Here is a 19,194-nt window from a genome sequence, read left to right on the forward strand (position 1 = left end):
TCAGCCGAACATCCCAAGCATTGATTGCCAGCCCTCCCGATTCTGACCTAAACGCGGATCATGCGCAGCTGTGACGCAGATTATTTTCAAAAGGAGACAGAGACTTGAAACACATTATTACACTCGGATCAGTATTGGGAATGCTAGCAGCGACAGTGGCCAGCGCAGATACCTTCCTGCGCTATGGCGAAGTGGACGGATGGAAAATCTTCATCGACGAAGACAAGAAATCCTGCCTGATCGAAGCTGTCGATGACGCGGAAAACGTGGTTCAGATGGGCCTGACCGAAGACCGCGGCGTGGGATATGTTGGCGTATTCACCAAAGCTGAAACCAACATCAAGCGTGGCGAAACCGAGGCTGTGGCGATCCTGCTGGGCGAAAACCTGTATCTTGGAGAAGCCACCGGCATGAAGGGCAACATCACCAAAGGCTATTCGGGTGGCTATGTGCTGTCGGATGACCCCAAGTTTGCCGAAGACCTTGCCAAACAGAAAGTTATGGTCGTGTTCCCCGAAAAGGAATTCGCCTTCACCGTTGATCTGACCGGTACGTACAAAGCGATGGAAATGGCGCGTAAGTGCAACGAAGAACAGCTTGGTTGAGACCTACTTCGAAAGCGCGGCCATCAACCGCGCTTTCTCACCCATGTCATCCGGTTTTGAGATGACTTTGGCCAGATCTTCCAGCGACGCAATGGAATGACCGGCCCGAAAGCTGTCAACATGGGGAAGCATCGCCGCCACCCCCTGCGCTTTTGGCGCAAAGCCATCCCATCGCAACAAAGGGTTCAGCCAGATCAAACGGCGGGCTGACAGATGCAGGCGCTGGATTTCTTTTCCAAGCACCTCGGGTTCGCCCCGATCCAGACCATCCGTAATCAACAACACCACCGCACCCTGCCCCAGAACCCGACGCGACCAGTCACGGTTAAAAGCGTGCAGGCATTCCCCGATCCGCGTGCCACCCTCCCAATCTTGCGCCTCGGCCCCTGCCGCCGACAGGGCAGCATCTACATCGCGTTGGCGCAGGTGCCGGGTGATATTCGTCAACCTCGTGCCGAAGGTAAACGCATGAACCTTGGCCCACCCCGCGCCCTTGACGTTTGAAACCGCATGCAGGAAATGCAGGATGATACGAGAGTACTGGCTCATAGATCCTGAGATATCGCAGAGAACGACAAGGTTCGGCCACCGTTGTTTCGGCTTCAAATACGCGATGTCCCGCAGTTCACCACCCTGCCGCATGGATGCGCGCAGCGTGCGGGCGCGGTCGACCCGATGCCCAAGGTGGCTGGCTTGGCCTCGGCGCGACTCGATTGGTTTTACCGGCAATTTGAGCTGTGCCAGAATGCGCTTGGCCAAAGCAATTTCTTCGGTGCTCATTTGCTCAAAGTCTAGATTGCGCAACCGTTCTTCCGAGGACGCGGTCCGCGACGCATCTATCTCCAGCTCAGTTTCTTCCTCGATGTCAGTGTTGTCAGGCAAGTCCCGTTCGACGCCGTCCAGCAGAGCCTCGGCCGCGCGTTTCTCTGCAGCTTCGGCCTTGCGCTCTTCCTGAACGCCGCGGATCGCGGGCAGCATCATGGACATCATGTGTTCCATGTAACGTGGGTCGCGCCAATACATGCGGAAAATCTGCGCAAATACTGCCCGATGCTCGGGTCGGGTCACGAAACAAGCGTGCAACGTCCAGTAAAAATCCCGCTTTTCCGAGAAGCCCGCAACCTGAACCGCCCGGATCGCATCCACAACCCGCCCGGTGCCAATCGGCAGCCCTGCCTTGCGCAAAGCCCGCGCGAAATGAGTGATATTCTGCGCCAGTTTTGGGTTGTCGGGGATTTCGAGAGGGAGCTGTTCAGCCATCAGGCAGGTTCCAGCGACGCCTTGGCTTCATCCAGAATGCGTTTCGCCTCGGACCCTTGCAGTTGCTGGATATCGTCCTGATATTTCAGGATCGCTCCCAGCGTGTCGCCGATCACTTCGGGGCTAAGGTTGATGACGTCCAGCGCCAGCAGGCATTTGGCCCAGTCGATCGTCTCGGCCACGCCTGGTTTCTTGAACAGATCCTCTGTGCGCAGGTGTTGGACAAAGGCGACGACCTCTCGGCTTAGCGCCTCGGCGACCTCGGGTGCGCGGGCGTTCAGAATTTCAATTTCACGGTCAAAATCCGGGTAATCGACCCAATGGTACAAGCAACGGCGTTTCAGGGCGTCATGCACCTCTCGCGTTCGGTTCGATGTAACGATGACAATCGGTGGCTCCGGCGCTTTGACAGTGCCCAATTCGGGGATGGTGACCTGAAAATCGCTGAGCGCTTCCAGCAGGAAGGCCTCAAACGGTTCATCCGTGCGGTCAAGTTCATCAATCAACAGGACGGGTGCCCCGTTTTCATCCGGACGCATGGCCTGCAACAACGGACGCTCGATCAGGTAGTCGTCAGAAAACAATTCGGTCTGCAACGAACCCCGGTCAGCGCCGCCCGAGGCTTCGGCGGTTCGGATCGCAACCATTTGCGCCGGGAAATTCCATTCGTAAACCGCCGAGGAGGCGTCCAGCCCTTCATAACACTGCAGGCGGATCAGGCGACGGTTCAGACCAGCGGCCAGTGCTTTGGCAATCTCGGTTTTCCCGACACCTGCCTCACCCTCAAGAAATAGCGGGCGGCCCAGTTTAAGCGACAAAAACACCACTGTCGCCAAGGCCCGACCGCAAACGTAACCTTGCGAGCCCAGCATTTGCTGCACGGTATCAATGGAATCTTGCTGCGTCATGGAACCCTCTTTCTTTCGTTGCTTAACAGGTCATGCAAGCGAGGGGGCGTCAAGGCCCCGGCCCCGCCACCCAGACGCCATCGCGGCAGAGAGGTGAAGTTTTTGCACCAGATCCTCACGGTTTGGTTGGTCTTTGGCCGAGGCTGTGCTAGCGGGTGCGCATGACTGATACGCTGACCATTCGCCGCCCCGATGACTGGCATCTGCATTTGCGCGATGGCGCCATGTTGCAGGCCGTTCTGCCCGAAACCGCACGCCATTTTGCCCGTGCGATCATAATGCCGAACCTTGTTCCGCCAGTTGTGCGCGGCGATCAGGCCGCCGCATATCGCGACCGCATTCTGGCCGCCCTGCCCGAAGGCATGCCGTTCGAGCCGCTGATGACCTTGTACCTGACCGAAGACACCGACGCCGAGGATGTCGCCGCAGCCCATGCAAGCGGGCTGATCAAGGCCGTAAAGCTGTATCCCGCAGGCGCAACCACCAATTCCGCCTCGGGCGTGCGTGATTTCGACAAGGTCCGCCCGGTGCTTGAGAGAATGGCTGAGATCGGTCTGCCGATGTGTGTCCATGGTGAAGTCACCGATGCCGAGGTCGACATTTTCGACCGCGAAGAGGTTTTCATCGATACGATACTTGATCCACTGCGCCAGGCGACTCCTGGTTTGCGGGTCGTGATGGAACACATCACGACGGCTCAGGGTGCGATTTATGCGCAATCCGGTGGAGATGATCTTGCTGCAACAATCACGGCCCATCACCTGATCATCAACCGCAATCACATCCTGGTGGGCGGGATCAAACCGCATTACTACTGCCTGCCCGTGGCCAAGCGCGAGACCCATCGCCAGGCTTTGATGAGCGCCGCAACTTCTGGGATATCTTGCTACTTCCTTGGCACCGACAGCGCGCCACACACAGATGCGAACAAGGAAATGGCCTGTGGTTGTGCGGGATGTTTCACCGCCACAAACACCATGTCCCTGGTGGCCGAGATGTTTGACAAAGCGGATGCGCTGGACAAGCTGGAAGGGTTCACATCATTGAACGGACCTGCGTTTTATGGCCTGCCGGTGAATAAAGAAACCATCACCCTTACCAAGGGCGACCCCGTTGAATATCCCGACAAGATCGAAACTGACGACGGCCCGGTAACAGTATTCGAACCCGGGTTCCCCTTGCACTGGCGCGTCGTCTAACGCGCCAGCATTTTCGCCAGATCACGGGTGCGGCCACCGGTACGCAGCATCGACCAGATCGCGTCTGCGTCCTCGGCACCGATCAGCTTGGCCGCCTTGCTTCTGACCCGGTCTTCCCGGTCGGCCAATGTCATAGGGCCAAGCAAATCGTGGCTGGCCTGTTTACGTGCCCCATCGCGGCGCAGCAAAGACAGATCCGCTTGAGTTTCAGACAGCGACTCATCGGCTTCGACTGAAATCCGGTCCCGCAGCGATTGCAGGCGCCTATCCGCACATACCTTATCCGAAAAACTGTCTGGCAAGGCTGTGTCATATCCCAACGCTTGCATAGCAATAACCGTCCGGTAGGAAAACTTGGCCCCCAACCCGGTGGTCGGAGAGGTTTGATTACACACTGTCATCCAGCGCGGGTGGGTCCTGATCCTGATCTCGGCTACTTCGGGTTCAGCAATATCCAGGTCACGTGCAGCCTCTAATGCGGCGTGCAACCCATGACAGCATGCATGAAACTTATGGCTTACATCTTTGAACAGCCACGTCTTTCCGATTCCATCCAGAGCAGCGGCCTTTTCGGACTGACCCATATGGGTTGCACCAAAACCATAGGGCCCCTCAAGCGCATCCGAGTTGGGATCAAACCCCTTGGACACCAACAGCGCAGCCTCAACCCCTGCAGCGGCAGCTAGCCCGGCATTATAGGGCTTTCCCATCGTGCCGAAATGAGCTTTCAGCCCTGCGGCGCGGGTGGCAGCCAGACCAAGAACCCGGCGCATCTTTTCCGTATCGAACCGCAGCACCCGGCCAGCGGCGACCGCCGCACCAAAGGCACCTGACGTCGCGGTCTGATGGAACCCGCCCTGGTAATGCGCACGCCCCAGCCAAAGCCCTACGCGGATCGAAACCTCCATCCCGACAAGAGCGGCCTCAAGGACATCGACAAGAATTCGGTCGTCCCAATCACAAAGGGCAAAGGCCGCAGGCATAACCGCGACCGAAGGGTGCCCGATATGCGCAAAATGCGTGTCATCATAATCCAAAGCGTGGGAAATGGTTCCGTTAACCAAACCTGCTGCCCTGACGGGAGCCAGCCCCCCGCCAAACAGATGGGCCTGCGGGTTGCCTCCTTCATCCAGAACCAGTGCGCGCACGGTCTGAGATACGGGTTCGCTAACACCGACGCGGCCAACAGCCACCCAATCCAGCGCAGACAGAGAGGTTACGAGACGGGCCTCTGACGAGGTCGCAACAGGCCCCGAGGCAAAATCGGCCAATGCTGTGGTAAAATCAGTCATGTGGCGCAGTCTAGCAAGCGCCGCTTTCGGGTAAAGACTTAGCTGTACAATTCCTCTGCCCGGCCCTCGAACGCCCTCACGATCCTGTGCATCGCCTCATTGAAGACCACTCCGATGATACCCTGAAGAATGGCATTCTTGAATTCAAAATCAACATGGAACGAAACGTTGCACCCGCCTTCTGCCGCGTCCTCGAAATGCCAGTCCGACTTCATGTATTTGAAGGGCCCATCCAGATATTCCGTGTCGATCCTGCGTTGTTCGGCAAACAGGGTAACCCGGCTGCCAAAGCGTTCGCGGAACACTTTGAACGAAATGATCAGGTCAGCTTCCATCACCTGTGCCTCTCCTGCTGCATATGAGCGTCGGATACGTGCAGCCGCACACCAGGGCAAAAACTCGGGATACTTTGCTACATCGGCAACCAGATCGTACATCTGTTGCGCAGTGTAAGGCAGGTGTCGCGTTTCCGAATGTATAGGCATGGCGTCCGGTTTTTGCAGGTGACAATGGCGCGTCATGTCGTATGTTGCGCGCCAAAGATCAAGGGGGCAGTGATGAGCCAGCGCGGATATGTGATTGATGAGATGATCTCGGCAAAGGCCATTGCCGCCAGGATCGAAGAACTTTGCCGCGAAATCACTGCCGAATTCGACGGAACCGACAAGCTGGTTGTTGTCGGCCTGCTGCGTGGTAGCTTTGTCTTTATCGCCGATCTGGTGCGCGAATTGGACTTGCCCATTGAAGTGGATTTCCTTGAGGCGTCATCCTACGGGGATGCGATGGAAAGCAGCCGGGAAGTCCGCATTCTAAAAGACCTGCGCGGCGCTATTGAGGGTCGCGACGTTCTGGTAGTCGAGGATATCGTCGACACCGGGCACACGCTGAACCATGTTACTCATCTGCTGCAAAGCCGCGATCCTGGAAAACTTCGCTCGATCGCACTACTGGACAAGCCCAGCCGGCGCGAAGTCGATTTCCGTTCGGACTGGATCGGGTTTGAAATTCCTGATGAGTTTGTTGTGGGTTACGGGATCGACTACGCACAGCGCAATCGCAACTTGCCATTTATTGGTAAGGTTCGTTTTATCGAAGACTGAGAAGGGTAAAAATAGACCCAGATTCCAATAGTCAAAGTTGCTGCGCACCTTTGCATTCACGTAATTGAATACCATTGGACAACGCCCTCAACAACAGATTACCCTCCAATCATCTTGGGAGGATTCTGCTTATGAAAGTAATGTCTATTGGGCTTCTGGCGACTTGCGCAGTCGCCGCAACGGTTGGTCTTGCGGACGCAAAAGACAACAAGGGCAAAGGGAAAGGTCCAGACAAGTCGAAAATCGAAAAGTCGATAAAGACCAATAATGGCGTTGGTGTACCGCCCGGACAGATCAAGCGTTATACGCGAGGTCAGAAACTCCCTAACGATCTGAATTTTGACTATCTTGATGACCTGGACGGCTGGAAGTTGAAGCCCCTACCCGCCGGTCAGCGATATATCCGCGTGGATGACGAAATCCTGTCGATATCTGATGAAACTAAGACAGTCATTGATGCCGTTGGAATAGTGAGCGATCTCGTAAACTGAAGTTTCAGCCATTAAGTGATCGAATTGCGGCAACAAATACGTCTACTCCTACCGAGATAAGTGCGTCTGGGAAATCATAGTCAGGGTTATGCAATTGCGGATGATCCTGCCCCGACCCCAGCCAGAACATGGCCGTTTTTGCGCCTTTCCCAAATTGCCCGAAATCTTCTGAGAACTTTTGCGGCGTCTCTGTTGAATGGCACGGTACTCCACGCTCGGCGCAGGCCGTTGCGATGATGCTCACCGCGTCGCTGTGATTGACGCAGGCCTCGAAGACATCGTCATAGGTGATCTCAACCTCCAGACTGTCGGCGGATGCGGCGCGGCGCGCCAGTGCCTCGGCCTCGGTCATCAGCGTCTGCATCCGGGCATCTGAAACGGTGCGCAAGGTTACCCAGATCTCGGCCTGTCCCGGAGCGACGCCGAAAGTCGGCTCTCCCAAACGGGCATGCGTCACAGTTGTCAGCGCAAAATCGGCATCCAACGCGCCGCCTGCGCCTAAACTCGCCAGCTTCGAAACCAGTTCGGACATCGCCTCAGCCGGGGAAATCCCATCCTGAGGCGCAGCCGCATGGGACGTCTTGCCGGTCAGGATGATTTTCATCCCGCGCGAGGCGCAGTTAGCCGAACTCTGACACAACTCAACAGCGCCAAGTTCCAACCCCGGCAGGTTGTGCAGAGAGAACACGTAGTCCGGCGCGATCTTCGCGAATTGAGGGTCCGCGCGAAAGGCGATGGCGCCCCGCCCGGTTTCTTCAGCCGGTTGAAAGATCAAAACCACCCGACCCTTTTGGGGTCGGTGACGCGCCAGGTCTTCGGCAACGCCAAGCACCATCGCCATGTGCCCATCATGGCCACACAGATGCCCTTTGCCCGAAACCTTCGACACATATAGGTGCGTGCCAAGTTCTTGAATCGGCAGCCCATCCAATTCGCACCGGATACCAACGGTTGGCCCAGCCTGCCCACTGTCAAAAACCGCGGCAACGCCATGCCCTCCCAGTCCGGTAAGCACATGGTCCGCACCGAACCCCCGCAAAAGATCTGTTATGCGGGCAGCGGTCTCACGCTCGTGCCCGGATAGTTCGGGATATTGATGCAGGTCGTGGCGCAGGCGTGTCAGCCGCGCGTACGTTTCGGGTGTCACCCCTGTTCCAGCTTTTTCTGGCGAGCCTCACGCAACCGGGCAAAGTCATCCCCCGCGTGGTAAGACGACCGGGTCAGTGGTGTCGCGGACACCATCAGGAACCCTTTGCCATAAGCTGCCTTTTCATAGGATGCGAATTCTTCCGGCGTTACGAACCGATCGACTCCGTGGTGTTTGGGCGTGGGCTGCAGATACTGACCGATGGTCAGGAAATCAATTTCAGCGGCGCGCATATCATCCATGACCTGCCGGACCTGCTGACCATCCTCACCCAAACCAACCATGATCCCGGATTTGGTAAAGACCGACGGATCCAGCTCTTTCACGCGCTGCAATAGACGCAAAGAGTGGAAATACCGCGCGCCCGGGCGCACTTCGGGATAGAGGCCGGGTACGGTTTCAAGATTATGGTTAAAGACGTCTGGCTTTGCCTCAACGACAACCTCTAGAACGGACGGCTCGCATTTCAGAAAGTCAGGCGTCAGTATTTCAATCGTCGTACCCGGAGACCGGTGACGCACGGCGCGAATGGTCTGCGCAAAATGCTCTGCCCCGCCATCTGCAAGGTCATCGCGGTCGACAGAGGTGATGACCACATGGTTCAACCCCAGCTTTTCAACCGCATGGGCAACGCGACCCGGCTCAAACGCATCCAGCGAATCCGGGCGACCGGTGGCGATGTTGCAAAAGGTACAGCCGCGGGTACAAATCTCGCCCATGATCATCATGGTCGCGTGGCCCTGGCTCCAACATTCACCGACATTGGGGCATCCGGCTTCTTCACAGACCGTAACCAGATTGTTGTCACGCATGATCTTGCGCGTGTCGGCATAACCCTGACCACCGGGCGCTTTGACGCGTATCCAACTGGGCTTTTTCGGCTGCGAATTGTCGGGTCGATGAGCCTTTTCTGGGTGTCTTTGTTCGGGAATGTTCAGATCGCGCACGGCCTGTCTTTCTGACTTTGGGTCAATTCGGTTTACCCATAACATAAACTGACCTCTGCTATTACACCACCCATGCATAGCCGCTATGCATCAGGGTGAAAGACTTTGACGTCTCAGGGCCAAAATTCTAAATAATTTCCTATCATTAACTGCAACTTACGCGTTGTCAGGTAAATTCTGACGCACCTGGAACATCCGCCATTGAAGCGGATTTGGAATCCTTTTAAGTCCACGAAAACCGTACGTGATTCACAGGAGTTCGATCATGAAATCTGGCACCAAACTGCCCGAAGTGACCTTTCACACCCGCGTCCGAGACGCCTCTGTCGAAGGACCAAACCCCTTCCGCTGGGAAGACAAGACCACGGCGGACTATTTCGCAGGAAAGCGCGTGATTCTGTTCTCACTGCCTGGCGCATTCACCCCGACATGTTCGACCTATCAGTTGCCCGGTTTTGAAAACGGCCACGCAGATTTCAAAGCCGCAGGTGTGGACGAAATCTATTGCATGTCCGTGAATGACAGCTTTGTCATGAACAAATGGGCACAGGATCAAGGCCTGAAAAACGTCAAGGTCATCCCTGATGGCTCGGGCGAGTTCACACGTAAAATGGGCATGTTGGTCGACAAAGATAATCTAGGCTTTGGCATGCGGTCCTGGCGCTATGCGGCCATCATCAATGACGGCATCGTAGAAGCCTGGTTTGAAGAGCCCGGACTGATGGATAACTGCCCCGAGGACCCCTATGGCGTTTCGTCACCGGAAAACCTGATGAAACATCTGAACGAAGTCAAAGAGCCGGAACTGGCCTGAGTTCGTCCTCAACAGAAAAGCCCGCTTCAGGCGGGCTTTTTTGTGACTAGCGCGTTTGCGTGACAATGCTCTCGCCGACGGTGCGAATGGTATCCGCCAGGCTTTCGAACCAATCTTCCTGCGAGGTAGAAGATCGACGAACTAGCCCCACTGTCCTTGCCGGCTGCGGCGAGGCAAATCGCATCAGCTCAAGACCCGGTACCGCGTCGGATTCGGAACGGGCGGCAAGCTCTGGCATGAGCGTCAATCCAAACCCTTCGGCAACCAAACGGGATAATGTCGCCAAAGACGAGGCACCCATGTTAATCAGACCGCTGCTGCGGTCCTGACCACAAACCTCCAAGGCCTGATCCGTCAGGCAGTGCCCATCATCCAGTAGCATAAGCTGTGCATTTTGAAGGTCCAAAGGGCGCAAACGCTCTGTATCGCTGGAAAAATTGCGCAACCGTGCCGAACTTCCAGCCAATAAGAACCGATCCTCGAACAAGGGAAGTTCGAACAATTCGCTTCCCCCGGAGGGCAGCGCGACCACACCTGCGTCGATCTCACCAGCGCGCAGCATCGTCAACAGGCGCTCTGTCCGCGCTTCGCGTATCTGCACTCTCAAAGAAACATCGGCCGCCCTTAACCCCGCCAGAACACCTGGCAGAACATAGGGCGCAATCGTCGGGATTATTCCGATCGACAAAGACCGATGCCCGCTTGAGTGATCCTTGGCAAATTGGTCGAGCCTGTCCGAGGCACCAAGTATCTGACGCGCATATTCAAGCACATCCCGCCCCAAAGGGGTAAGCAATATGTCACGGGCCTTACGCTCGAACAGGGCACCACCGAGGGTCTCTTCTAACGCCTTGATCTGAACCGATAATGCCGGTTGCGAAACGTTACACATCTGCGCCGCCCGCCCAAAGTTGCGCTGCTGCGCAACGGCGTTAAAGTATAGGAGCTGTCGAAGGGTAAAGTTCATAACCCCTAGCTATCACTCCACCCTGAAACCGCAACCAAAACCGATCAAAGCGTTATCCGATCATACGGCTGCGCTCTTCCTGATCCTGGTAGTGACGTTTCAGGCGCTGTAATGCGATACGCAAAACGATTTTGCCGGACCGCGCTGACCACCCCATTCGCTTTTCCGCCAATTCCAACCCCTCCAGATAGCAACAGCAGCGCAAAGCCACGTCGCTCAACCCCGGTCCAAGGTCAGACAATGCACGCTCTACGCGGTCGCGCGCTTCTGAAGAACCCCGGTTGCCAGTGTCGTCGCTTCCAAAACTTCCGCGCCCACCGGCAGTCAGGAAATTGTCCCAGTTCTGTGCAACCTGAGGTCCGATCTGAGCCAGTTCAAAATCCTCGCGCAGGCGCTCTCCTGCCCCGACAAGTGCTTCATCTAAAAACGGCTTTCCATCCCGATCCCGACGCCTTGCCAGGGCGATCAGCGGGCTTTCTGCGGCGCTATAGCGCATTCTTCTGGGACGTTCTGGATGGGCGCGATTTGTCGTCGCGTGAGAGGGCGCCCCATGAAACGAAGCAGGCGCGTCTGCCATTCCATGTTCGTTGCGAGACCTTGCCTGGTTCTCGAAATCGGCCATTAACTGGCTCAGTGCCGTACGGCCCGCGCTGGTAATCCGGTAGCGCGATATCCGGCCTGGGTTGTCGCAGGAAATCCAATCCTTCAACGCCAATGCCTGTGCGATCTTGCAATCAACCACTGCAGTCCTGGTCGCAGCGGCGTCGCCGGTATCGCGCACCACCACTGCTTTGTTCATTTCTTCAGCGACAGCCAGGACCGAACCGGTCTCACACAGTCTGCGCAGTACCCTTAGGGCCTCGTGGTTGAATTCCTCTTCTTTTTCGACGTGTGAATCATGACTGAACGCTGAAACCGTGCGATCAGAAGCATCATTGACCGAAAAATGTTCTTCGGCCAACGACTGCAAAGCCGCATCCACCAATGGATCGTCACGGCGCATCTCAATTCGGCGGATTTGTCTAAGAATGGTCGAAGCATGGCACCCCGCAGATCGCGCAATATCGCGGATCGACTGGCCGGTTTCTGTGTGGGCCAGGTATCGTTGTGCCCCCTCAGGTACCCAAGCCGGAATGGTGAAAGCCATGTTGTTTTCCATAGTTCTGTGCCCTCATCGACGAAACAATCTGTTCTCTATCGCCCCCGGTGACTTTGTTAACCAATTCTAACTAGAGTCGCTTTCGTTACTCGTTCGTTAACTGCCGGAGGTGATGACCAGATTTCATTCAAATTCATAAACACTCATGAAGCGAGAGTTCGGGGAGAACCCGATTAAGGCAACACCCGCTTAGGTTGTGTAACAAATTGGGCAACATTAATCCGACACGTGGAGCCCAAAGATGCAGGACCTGATGACCATGATTTCCGCCCTCCGCCGCCCCCGCCTATTGGCGCGGGCAGCCAAACACGGCGCGCAGGACTATGATCGGGACCGCCACCTGCAACGCATACTTGGGTACGGATCGCTGCCTGGGTCGGGCGCGGCGCTGATGCGTTTGATGGATATTGAACGAGAGGTTAACGCGCAGAGACTGGCAGAAGATGCAGGCTATTCGCTGGTCCGTCATTTGGACCTTCTGATCGCGCTATTGGGTGAGGCGCAGCTGTACAAAGCCAGCCGCGCCTCACAGTTTTCAGTTATCAGCTGAAAGCGTCCGGCATAGAGGCCTTTTTCTTTTCAACATATTCGGTCAAAGCGCTGTGAATTCCCGGGTCGAGTTCCGGTTGCTTGTAGTTGGCAATCAAATGCTCGACCCGAGACGAGGCCAACTGCCGCGTATCGCGCGCGCCCTCGTCTTCCCAGGTTTCGTAAGGTTTGTAGTCCAGCAGGTCGGACTTCCAGAACGCCTCTTTGAAGTTTGCCTGCGTATGGGCACATCCCAGATAGTGGCCACCCGGGCCGACCTCGCGGATTGCGTCCATGGCCTGAGCGTTCTCATCATAGGCCACACCCTTGGCCAGACCGTGCAGAACGCCAAGTTGATCTGCGTCCATGACGAACTTTTCAAAGTCCGCAACCAGGCCACCTTCAAGCCAGCCGCAGGAATGCAGCATGAAGTTCACACCCGCCATCAGCCCCATGTTCAGCGAGTTCGCGGTCTCATAAGCGGCCTGCGCATCGGGCAGTTTCGAGCCACAGAACGACCCGGCTGAGCGGAACGGCAGACCCAGACGCCGCGCCAGCTGTCCCGCGCCATAGGTAACCATTGACGCCTCGGGTGTGCCAAAGGTTGGCGCGCCTGAGTTCATGTCGATCGACGAAACGAAAGCACCAAAGATAGCAGGCGCTCCCGGGCGGATGATCTGACTGTACGCGACACCGGCCAAAACTTCGGCCAGAACCTGTGTCAATGTCCCCGCTATCGAAACCGGCGCCATCGCACCACCGACGATGAACGGCGAGATGATGCAGGCCTGATTATTCCTGGCGTAGACTTCCAGCGACCCCATCATCACATCGTCGAAGGTCATCGGCGAGTTGATGTTGGTCAGCGAAGTCATGACCGTGTTTTCCTGAACAAACTCTTTGCCGAACAGGATCTCACACATTTCCACCGAATCCTGAGCGCGACTGGGATCGGTGACCGAGCCCATGAATGGCTTGTCCGATAAGGTCATATGCGCCATCAGCATGTCCAGGTGACGCTTGTTCACCGGAACGTCTGTGGGTTCGCACACAGTACCGCCCGAGTGGTGCAGCCACTTTGACATGTAAGCCAGTTTCACGAACTTGTTGAAATCGTCCATGGTCGCATAGCGACGGCCACCTTGCGCATCACGCACGAACGGAGGGCCATAGACCGGCGCCAGAACCAGATTGCGACCGCCGATGACCACGGACTTTTCAGGGTTTCTTGCGTGCTGCGTGAACTCGCTTGGCGCAGTTTTGATCAACTCGCGCGCAAGGCCGCGTGGGATGCGCACCCGTTCGCCATCCACATCGGCGCCCGCGTCTTTCCAACGTTCCAGCGCCGCAGGGTTGTCGACAAAATTGACGCCGACTTCGGCCAGAAGCGTTTCCGCATTTGTTTCGATGATCTGCAACGCTTCTTCGTTGAGAACCTCGAAATTCGGAATATTGCGTTCGATGTACTTTGCGGTCTCGATACGAACCGCTGTACGTTCGGCCCGGCGGGCAGCGCCACCGCCACCTCTCGCCCTGCGCCGGGTGTTTGCCTCTGTCATGAGAAAATCCCGTATCAGTTGTTGAATTTACATGTGTGTTACAGGAACCCGCCGCAATGGCAGTCGTGGATAACGGCGCTATAGGGGAAAAAGCGACAAAATGTCGGGGACAACCGCCACAAAATGACCCAGCACATGTTTTTGAAGTCGCGCGGCTCTTCGTCATTCGCTTCGGGACCGTCCACCAGACAAGCGGGCCCTAACCGCGACCAACTGGCGTGTCTATACCACTTGAAATCCCTTGCGCTTATCATCTTCGCAACCTAGTAGCAGACCTATGACCCAAGACACCCATGACCGCCTTCTGATCATCGACTTCGGCAGCCAGGTAACGCAACTGATTGCGCGCCGCCTGCGTGAGCTGAATGTTTATTGTGAAATCCATCCTTATCAGAATGTTACGACGGACTTTGTTCGGAAAATGGCCCCAAAGGCCGTTATTTTCTCGGGCGGTCCCGATAGCGTGACACGAGAAGGGTCTCCGCGGGTCCCGCAGGAAATCTTTGACATTGGCGTTCCTATCCTTGGTATCTGCTATGGGCAGCAAGTGATGATGCACCAGTTGGGCGGCAAGGTCGAAAGCGGCCATGGCACCGCAGAGTTCGGCCGCGCCTTTGTGACCCCCAAAAGCCAACTGGATATTCTCGATGGCTGGTTCACTGACGGCGATGAACAGGTCTGGATGAGTCACGGCGACCATGTCAGTGAAATCGCGCCGGGGTTTCAGGTTTATGGCACCTCGCCCAACGCACCGTTTGCGATCACCGCAGACACGTCCCGCCATTTCTATGCTGTACAGTTCCATCCCGAGGTGCACCACACACCAAAGGGCGCCAAGCTTTATGAGAATTTTGTAAAGCTCGCCGGGTTCAGCGGCGATTGGACCATGGGTGCCTATCGCGAGCAGATGATCGCGACGATCCGCGAACAAGTGGGCGATAAACAAGTGATCTGCGGTCTGTCCGGAGGTGTCGATAGTTCAGTCGCGGCGATCCTGATCCACGAGGCGATTGGCGACCAGCTGACCTGTGTGTTCGTTGATCACGGCCTGTTGCGCAAGAACGAGGCTGACGAAGTCGTCGGCATGTTCCGCGACAACTATAATATTCGGCTGATCCACGCCGATGAAAGCGATCTGTTCCTAGGTGAGCTTGAGGGGCAAAGCGACCCGGAAACCAAGCGCAAGATAATTGGCAAGCTATTCATCGACGTGTTCCAGAAACATGCCGACACGATCGACGGGGCCGAATTCCTGGCCCAAGGTACCCTCTACCCTGATGTGATTGAATCCGTTTCGTTCTCGGGCGGGCCTTCGGTCACGATCAAAAGCCACCACAATGTTGGTGGTCTGCCAGAGAAAATGGGCCTGAAACTGGTTGAACCGCTGCGCGAACTGTTCAAGGACGAGGTTCGCGCATTGGGACGCGAGCTGGGTCTGCCCCAAAGCTTTATCGGCCGCCACCCCTTCCCCGGCCCTGGTCTGGCAATCCGTTGCCCCGGTGAAATCACCCGCGAAAAACTAGATATCCTGCGCGAAGCCGATGCGATCTATATCGACCAGATTCGCAGACACGGGCTTTATGATGATATCTGGCAGGCCTTCGTGGCGATCCTACCGGTTCGAACCGTCGGCGTCATGGGCGATGGCCGCACGTACGACTATGCCTGCGCCCTGCGGGCAGTTACCTCAGTCGACGGAATGACCGCCGACTATTACCCGTTCAGTCATGAATTCCTGGGCGAAACCGCCACCCGGATCATCAATGAGGTCAAAGGCATCAACCGATGCACCTATGACATCACGTCGAAGCCTCCGGGCACAATCGAGTGGGAATGAAAACAAGCCGGGCCAGTGCCCGGCTTTTTTGTTTCTGCGACACAAATATTTAGTTACCAATCAACATCGTAGAACTCCTAGTGCACGGGCAACTCAATGGAAAGCAGCAAACCCCAAATCGGCAAAGCCGCGCTGTGGATGATCGGGGCAATCGCATCTTTTACATCTATGGCCGTGGCCGGACGTGAGCTGAGCGTCACCCATGACACCTTTGAGATCATGTTTTATCGCAGCCTGGTCGGCATGTGCGTGGTCAGCCTTGTCCTGACGGTTACGGGAAAGTGGCATCAGGTATCGACCGAACAGATTGGCCTCCACGGGGTACGAAATACCCTGCATTTCACCGGTCAGAATCTCTGGTTCTACGCTGTTTCCGTGGCACCACTGGCACAGGTCTTTGCACTTGAGTTTACGCAACCGATCTGGGTGATCCTGCTGTCCCCGATGCTGCTGGCCGAACGGTTGACAGTCGTGCGGGTCCTTTCAGCACTTATCGGTTTTGCTGGTATCCTTATAGTCGCACGACCGGGGGCTGTTCCGTTAAGCGCAGGAATTGTCGCCGCCGCGATGTCGGCGGTGTTCTTCGCTTTGACTACAATTTCCACCAAAAAACTCACGCGTTCTGCAAGCATCGGGTGCATCATGTTCTGGCTGACCGTTATACAGGCTGGTCTTGGGCTGGCAGCCTCTGCGATCGACGGAGAACTTGCGTTACCAACGATGGCAACCGCGCCTTGGCTTTTGCTTGTAGGGCTTGCGGGCCTATTAGCGCATTTCTGCATTACGAATGCACTCTCAATCGCACCGGCTACGGTTGTGATCCCATTCGATTTTGCGCGCCTTCCTACAATCGCGATTGTCGGTATGCTTTTCTATCATGAGGCTCTCGATCAGTGGACGCTCGTGGGGGCTGCTGTCATTTTTGTGGGTATCTTCCTCAACGTTCAGTCGGAAAACCGTAACAGTTTAGCAACAGATTCTCGCAACACTCACTAAGGGTAACGTTCAGTCACCCGTTGACCAGCTATTGTTGAGAGAGTGAAATCCACCTGTAAGAATAACTCGGTTGTGCGCAGACACCACAAATTCGCGCAACTTAGCGATATAATTGGGAGGAATGGATGAAGAAGACGCTTCTACAGGCGTGTGCTTTGTGCGTGGGCGCAACAAGCATTCAAGCCGGTGGTCTGGACCGTAGTGGACAGGGAATCAATATCATTTTCGAAGAGGGATCCGTGGTCCAACTTCGTCTTGGATATGCGTCACCTGACGTAAGCGGTGAACAAAATGGCGTAGAATCAGGTGATGTGTCGAATGCTTTCTTCTCACCGGGCCTGGCTTACAAACGTTCATTTACTGACAAACTGGACTTTGCGCTGATCTATGACGAACCATTCGGTGCGGATATTGGGTATTCCGCCGACTATCCCCTGTCGCAGAATCCAACTGCAGCGTTTGGAGGACGCAGCGGGATTCTGAGAGCCAGCGCTGATGTCGACTCCCTCACCGCATTGCTGCGCTACAAGCTTGACGGTGGCTTCAGCGCCATTGGCGGTATTCGCGCGCAACGTGCTAGCGCAAAAGTCGTTGTACCGGCAGCAGCCGGATACGAATTTGATGCGGATGCCGATACTGACTTTGGTTATCTCGTCGGGGTTGCCTGGGAAAAACCTGAAATCGCAGCTCGGGTTTCGCTGGTCTACAACTCCAAGATCACTCACGATCTGTCGTCGACCGAGTCGTTCAACGTAGTGCCGCCCGTCCCCGCCGGGTTGCAAACAATCGATGACACGACCAGGGTCGAGACACCGCAATCCATCAACCTGGATTTCCAGACCGGGGTTGCCCCAAAAACGCTGGTGTTCGGATCGATCCGCTGGGTTGACTGGCCTCAGACAGTAGTGGCACCTGCCGCCTATGTCGGGATCGTTGGGGACAACCTCGTCGACTTTGACGACGACACATTCACCTATACTCTTGGAATGGGATATCAGTTCTCAGAGGCTTTTTCTGGCGCGATATCCACATCTTACGAAAAGTCGAATGGTACCGAAGTATCAAACTTGGGGCCGACTGACGGTTTCTGGAGCATTGGCGTAGGCGGTACTTACACCGTGGAAAATGCTCAGATCTCGGGCGGTGTCCGTTATACGGACATTGGCGATGCGACAACCACCACGGGTGGTGAATTCAGCGGCAACTCTGCCTGGAGCGTCGGCCTTCAGTTGACCTACTCTCTGAACTGATCAGCGGCAAAACTGTTCACAAGGCTCCGCCCTCCGGCGGAGCCTTTTTTGCATAGATCCGCATGATCACGAATTGAGATGATGCGGTCCTGCGTGGCATGGAACAGATATCTACTCCCATTCTGGCATAACGAAACCTGTGCCCAAGACTGTTGGTTCTAAACAACCGCTGCACGCGCGATTGACGCCGCCCCCCGCTCGTTTTAGCAAGGTCGGAAAAGGGATAGTGGACAATGATCTACAACTCGGCAAAAGACTGGCGGGAAGCCGCGCGCAAAAAGGTGCTGTTTTTTGGCATGTCAGGCCTGGGAAAGACCTATGTGTCCAACGTTCTGCGCGATTCCGGGGACTGGTTCCACTATTCGGTCGATTACCGGATCGGCACGCGATACATGGGCGAGTATATCATCGACAACGCCAAGGCCGAGGCGATGAAAGTCCCTTTCCTGCGTGACCTGCTGTTGTCTGATTCCATTTACATCGGATCAAATATCTCGTTCGAGAACTTGACCCCTGTCGCCGCTTATCTGGGAAAACCGGGCAACCCGGCACAGGGCGGCATGGAGCTGACAGAGTATAAACGCCGTCAGGAACAATTCCGTTTGGCAGAAATTCACGCTCTGCTGGATACCGAGTATTTCGTGGATCGGGCGCAGAGATTGTACCAATACCCGCATTTCATTTGCGATACCGGCGGTTCGATCTGCGAATGGGTTGATCCCGACGATCCGCGCGATCAGGTCTTGTCCGAACTGTCGCGCCAAACGCTGATGATTTGGATCAAAGGTGATGACGACCACACGTCCGAGCTGATCAGGCGCTTTGACCGTGCGCCCAAGCCCATGTCTTATCAGCCCGAATTCCTGACACGTGTCTGGGACGAATATCTGACCCAACAGGGCTGTTCCGCCGAACAGGTCGATCCCAACGCATTCATTCGCTGGACCTATGCCAAAGCTCTTGCGCATCGGCAACCGAGATACAGGGCGATGGCCGACAACTGGGGTCTGACGATCGCTGCCAGCGACATGCACAGTATTCGCGACGACGGTGATTTCGATGAGTTGATCGAACGTGCCCTTGAGACCCGGCCAAAGCGCGATTAACTACGGCACTTACACTCTTAAACCAAAGG

Annotated in this window: 19 protein-coding genes; 10 read left to right on the top strand and 9 right to left on the bottom strand. The window is 55.9% G+C overall.

Going from position 1 to position 19,194, the window contains the following annotated elements; all coding sequences use genetic code 11:
- Nucleotides 1–104 precede the first annotated feature (104 nt).
- A complete protein-coding gene (locus tag AC2FHX_RS04155; protein ID WP_246097135.1) occupies nt 105–605 on the top strand; it encodes a hypothetical protein in 501 nt (166 codons plus the stop codon).
- Nucleotides 606–608: 3 nt separating this feature from the next.
- Here AC2FHX_RS04155 and AC2FHX_RS04160 read toward each other — a convergent pair whose 3' ends face one another.
- On the bottom strand, nt 609–1,865 hold the full coding sequence (locus tag AC2FHX_RS04160; RefSeq protein WP_496700210.1) for a vWA domain-containing protein: 1,257 nt from the start codon (nt 1,863–1,865) through the stop codon (nt 609–611).
- The gene (locus tag AC2FHX_RS04165; protein WP_271946832.1) at nt 1,865–2,773 is read right to left on the bottom strand and encodes an AAA family ATPase; all 909 of its coding nucleotides are present in this window, start codon (nt 2,771–2,773) and stop codon (nt 1,865–1,867) included. The genes AC2FHX_RS04160 and AC2FHX_RS04165 overlap by 1 nt, the downstream gene beginning before the upstream one ends.
- A 161-nt stretch (nt 2,774–2,934) precedes the next feature.
- Between AC2FHX_RS04165 and pyrC the strand changes: the two genes are divergently transcribed.
- Complete coding sequence (gene pyrC / locus AC2FHX_RS04170) at nt 2,935–3,972, top strand: dihydroorotase (RefSeq protein WP_496700209.1); 1,038 nt, start codon at nt 2,935–2,937, stop codon at nt 3,970–3,972.
- Here pyrC and AC2FHX_RS04175 read toward each other — a convergent pair.
- Both AC2FHX_RS04175 and AC2FHX_RS04180 read right to left on the bottom strand, forming a co-directional pair.
- Nucleotides 3,969–5,264 (bottom strand): MmgE/PrpD family protein, encoded by a 1,296-nt coding sequence (locus AC2FHX_RS04175; protein ID WP_496700208.1) that lies wholly within the window; start codon nt 5,262–5,264, stop codon nt 3,969–3,971. The genes pyrC and AC2FHX_RS04175 overlap by 4 nt on opposite strands.
- A 38-nt stretch (nt 5,265–5,302) precedes the next feature.
- A complete protein-coding gene (locus tag AC2FHX_RS04180) occupies nt 5,303–5,749 on the bottom strand; it encodes a type II toxin-antitoxin system RatA family toxin (RefSeq protein ID WP_142634123.1) in 447 nt (148 codons plus the stop codon).
- Nucleotides 5,750–5,821: 72 nt separating this feature from the next.
- Here AC2FHX_RS04180 and hpt point away from each other — a divergent pair, with 72 nt between their 5' ends.
- On the top strand, nt 5,822–6,364 hold the full coding sequence (hpt, locus tag AC2FHX_RS04185; RefSeq protein ID WP_142634125.1) for a hypoxanthine phosphoribosyltransferase: 543 nt from the start codon (nt 5,822–5,824) through the stop codon (nt 6,362–6,364).
- A 131-nt stretch (nt 6,365–6,495) separates the two neighbouring features.
- Entirely contained in the window at nt 6,496–6,855 is a 360-nt protein-coding gene (locus tag AC2FHX_RS04190) for a hypothetical protein (RefSeq protein ID WP_496700207.1), read from the top strand.
- Nucleotides 6,856–6,859: 4 nt separating this feature from the next.
- On the opposite strand, the gene AC2FHX_RS04195 is transcribed toward AC2FHX_RS04190, so the two are convergent.
- Together AC2FHX_RS04195 and lipA are read right to left on the bottom strand one after the other, a co-directional pair.
- Entirely contained in the window at nt 6,860–8,002 is a 1,143-nt protein-coding gene (locus tag AC2FHX_RS04195) for an amidohydrolase (protein ID WP_496700206.1), read from the bottom strand.
- The gene (gene lipA, locus AC2FHX_RS04200; RefSeq protein WP_496691334.1) at nt 7,999–8,949 is read right to left on the bottom strand and encodes a lipoyl synthase; all 951 of its coding nucleotides are present in this window, start codon (nt 8,947–8,949) and stop codon (nt 7,999–8,001) included. Before lipA ends, AC2FHX_RS04195 begins: the two co-directional genes overlap by 4 nt.
- Before the next feature lie 265 nt (nt 8,950–9,214).
- Between lipA and AC2FHX_RS04205 the strand changes: the two genes are divergently transcribed.
- Nucleotides 9,215–9,763: a peroxiredoxin gene (locus tag AC2FHX_RS04205; protein ID WP_496687851.1), complete on the top strand. Its 549-nt coding sequence runs from the start codon at nt 9,215–9,217 to the stop codon at nt 9,761–9,763.
- Between the two features lie 46 nt (nt 9,764–9,809).
- Here AC2FHX_RS04205 and AC2FHX_RS04210 read toward each other — a convergent pair whose 3' ends face one another.
- Nucleotides 9,810–10,730: a hydrogen peroxide-inducible genes activator gene (locus tag AC2FHX_RS04210; protein WP_496700205.1), complete on the bottom strand. Its 921-nt coding sequence runs from the start codon at nt 10,728–10,730 to the stop codon at nt 9,810–9,812.
- A gap of 52 nt (nt 10,731–10,782) precedes the next feature.
- Nucleotides 10,783–11,889: a DUF6456 domain-containing protein gene (locus tag AC2FHX_RS04215; protein WP_496709997.1), complete on the bottom strand. Its 1,107-nt coding sequence runs from the start codon at nt 11,887–11,889 to the stop codon at nt 10,783–10,785.
- Nucleotides 11,890–12,130: 241 nt separating this feature from the next.
- Here AC2FHX_RS04215 and AC2FHX_RS04220 point away from each other — a divergent pair, with 241 nt between their 5' ends.
- The gene (locus AC2FHX_RS04220) at nt 12,131–12,439 is read left to right on the top strand and encodes a DUF6477 family protein (protein WP_142634139.1); all 309 of its coding nucleotides are present in this window, start codon (nt 12,131–12,133) and stop codon (nt 12,437–12,439) included.
- On the opposite strand, the gene AC2FHX_RS04225 is transcribed toward AC2FHX_RS04220, so the two are convergent.
- Nucleotides 12,432–13,976, bottom strand: a complete 1,545-nt coding sequence (locus AC2FHX_RS04225) for a trimethylamine methyltransferase family protein (protein WP_142634141.1) — start codon at nt 13,974–13,976, stop codon at nt 12,432–12,434. The two genes, AC2FHX_RS04220 and AC2FHX_RS04225, sit on opposite strands and share 8 nt — an antisense overlap.
- 277 nt (nt 13,977–14,253) lie before the next feature.
- Between AC2FHX_RS04225 and guaA the strand changes: the two genes are divergently transcribed.
- From guaA to AC2FHX_RS04245, 4 genes are all read left to right on the top strand, one after another.
- Nucleotides 14,254–15,813, top strand: coding sequence for a glutamine-hydrolyzing GMP synthase (gene guaA / locus AC2FHX_RS04230; protein WP_496700203.1), 1,560 nt, complete (start codon nt 14,254–14,256; stop codon nt 15,811–15,813).
- 96 nt (nt 15,814–15,909) lie between these two features.
- Nucleotides 15,910–16,809 (top strand): DMT family transporter, encoded by a 900-nt coding sequence (locus AC2FHX_RS04235; protein ID WP_496700202.1) that lies wholly within the window; start codon nt 15,910–15,912, stop codon nt 16,807–16,809.
- A 125-nt stretch (nt 16,810–16,934) separates the two neighbouring features.
- Nucleotides 16,935–18,059: an OmpP1/FadL family transporter gene (locus AC2FHX_RS04240; protein ID WP_142634147.1), complete on the top strand. Its 1,125-nt coding sequence runs from the start codon at nt 16,935–16,937 to the stop codon at nt 18,057–18,059.
- Between the two features lie 233 nt (nt 18,060–18,292).
- The gene (locus tag AC2FHX_RS04245; protein ID WP_496700201.1) at nt 18,293–19,165 is read left to right on the top strand and encodes an ATPase; all 873 of its coding nucleotides are present in this window, start codon (nt 18,293–18,295) and stop codon (nt 19,163–19,165) included.
- Nucleotides 19,166–19,194: the final 29 nt, after the last annotated feature.

The sequence above is a fragment of the Ruegeria sp. CDSC042 genome, from assembly GCF_059610745.1.

Coding starts and splice junctions, on each gene's coding strand:
- AC2FHX_RS04160 (WP_496700210.1), bottom strand. CDS start 1,865: ATGGCTGAACAGCTCCCTCTCGAAATCCCCGACAACCCAAAACTGGCG.
- AC2FHX_RS04235 (WP_496700202.1), top strand. CDS start 15,910: ATGGAAAGCAGCAAACCCCAAATCGGCAAAGCCGCGCTGTGGATGATC.
- AC2FHX_RS04225 (WP_142634141.1), bottom strand. CDS start 13,976: ATGACAGAGGCAAACACCCGGCGCAGGGCGAGAGGTGGCGGTGGCGCT.
- hpt (WP_142634125.1), top strand. CDS start 5,822: ATGAGCCAGCGCGGATATGTGATTGATGAGATGATCTCGGCAAAGGCC.
- AC2FHX_RS04180 (WP_142634123.1), bottom strand. CDS start 5,749: ATGCCTATACATTCGGAAACGCGACACCTGCCTTACACTGCGCAACAG.
- pyrC (WP_496700209.1), top strand. CDS start 2,935: ATGACTGATACGCTGACCATTCGCCGCCCCGATGACTGGCATCTGCAT.
- AC2FHX_RS04165 (WP_271946832.1), bottom strand. CDS start 2,773: ATGACGCAGCAAGATTCCATTGATACCGTGCAGCAAATGCTGGGCTCG.
- AC2FHX_RS04240 (WP_142634147.1), top strand. CDS start 16,935: ATGAAGAAGACGCTTCTACAGGCGTGTGCTTTGTGCGTGGGCGCAACA.
- AC2FHX_RS04220 (WP_142634139.1), top strand. CDS start 12,131: ATGCAGGACCTGATGACCATGATTTCCGCCCTCCGCCGCCCCCGCCTA.
- AC2FHX_RS04205 (WP_496687851.1), top strand. CDS start 9,215: ATGAAATCTGGCACCAAACTGCCCGAAGTGACCTTTCACACCCGCGTC.
- AC2FHX_RS04215 (WP_496709997.1), bottom strand. CDS start 11,889: ATGGAAAACAACATGGCTTTCACCATTCCGGCTTGGGTACCTGAGGGG.
- AC2FHX_RS04190 (WP_496700207.1), top strand. CDS start 6,496: ATGAAAGTAATGTCTATTGGGCTTCTGGCGACTTGCGCAGTCGCCGCA.
- guaA (WP_496700203.1), top strand. CDS start 14,254: ATGACCCAAGACACCCATGACCGCCTTCTGATCATCGACTTCGGCAGC.
- AC2FHX_RS04175 (WP_496700208.1), bottom strand. CDS start 5,264: ATGACTGATTTTACCACAGCATTGGCCGATTTTGCCTCGGGGCCTGTT.
- AC2FHX_RS04210 (WP_496700205.1), bottom strand. CDS start 10,730: ATGAACTTTACCCTTCGACAGCTCCTATACTTTAACGCCGTTGCGCAG.
- AC2FHX_RS04245 (WP_496700201.1), top strand. CDS start 18,293: ATGATCTACAACTCGGCAAAAGACTGGCGGGAAGCCGCGCGCAAAAAG.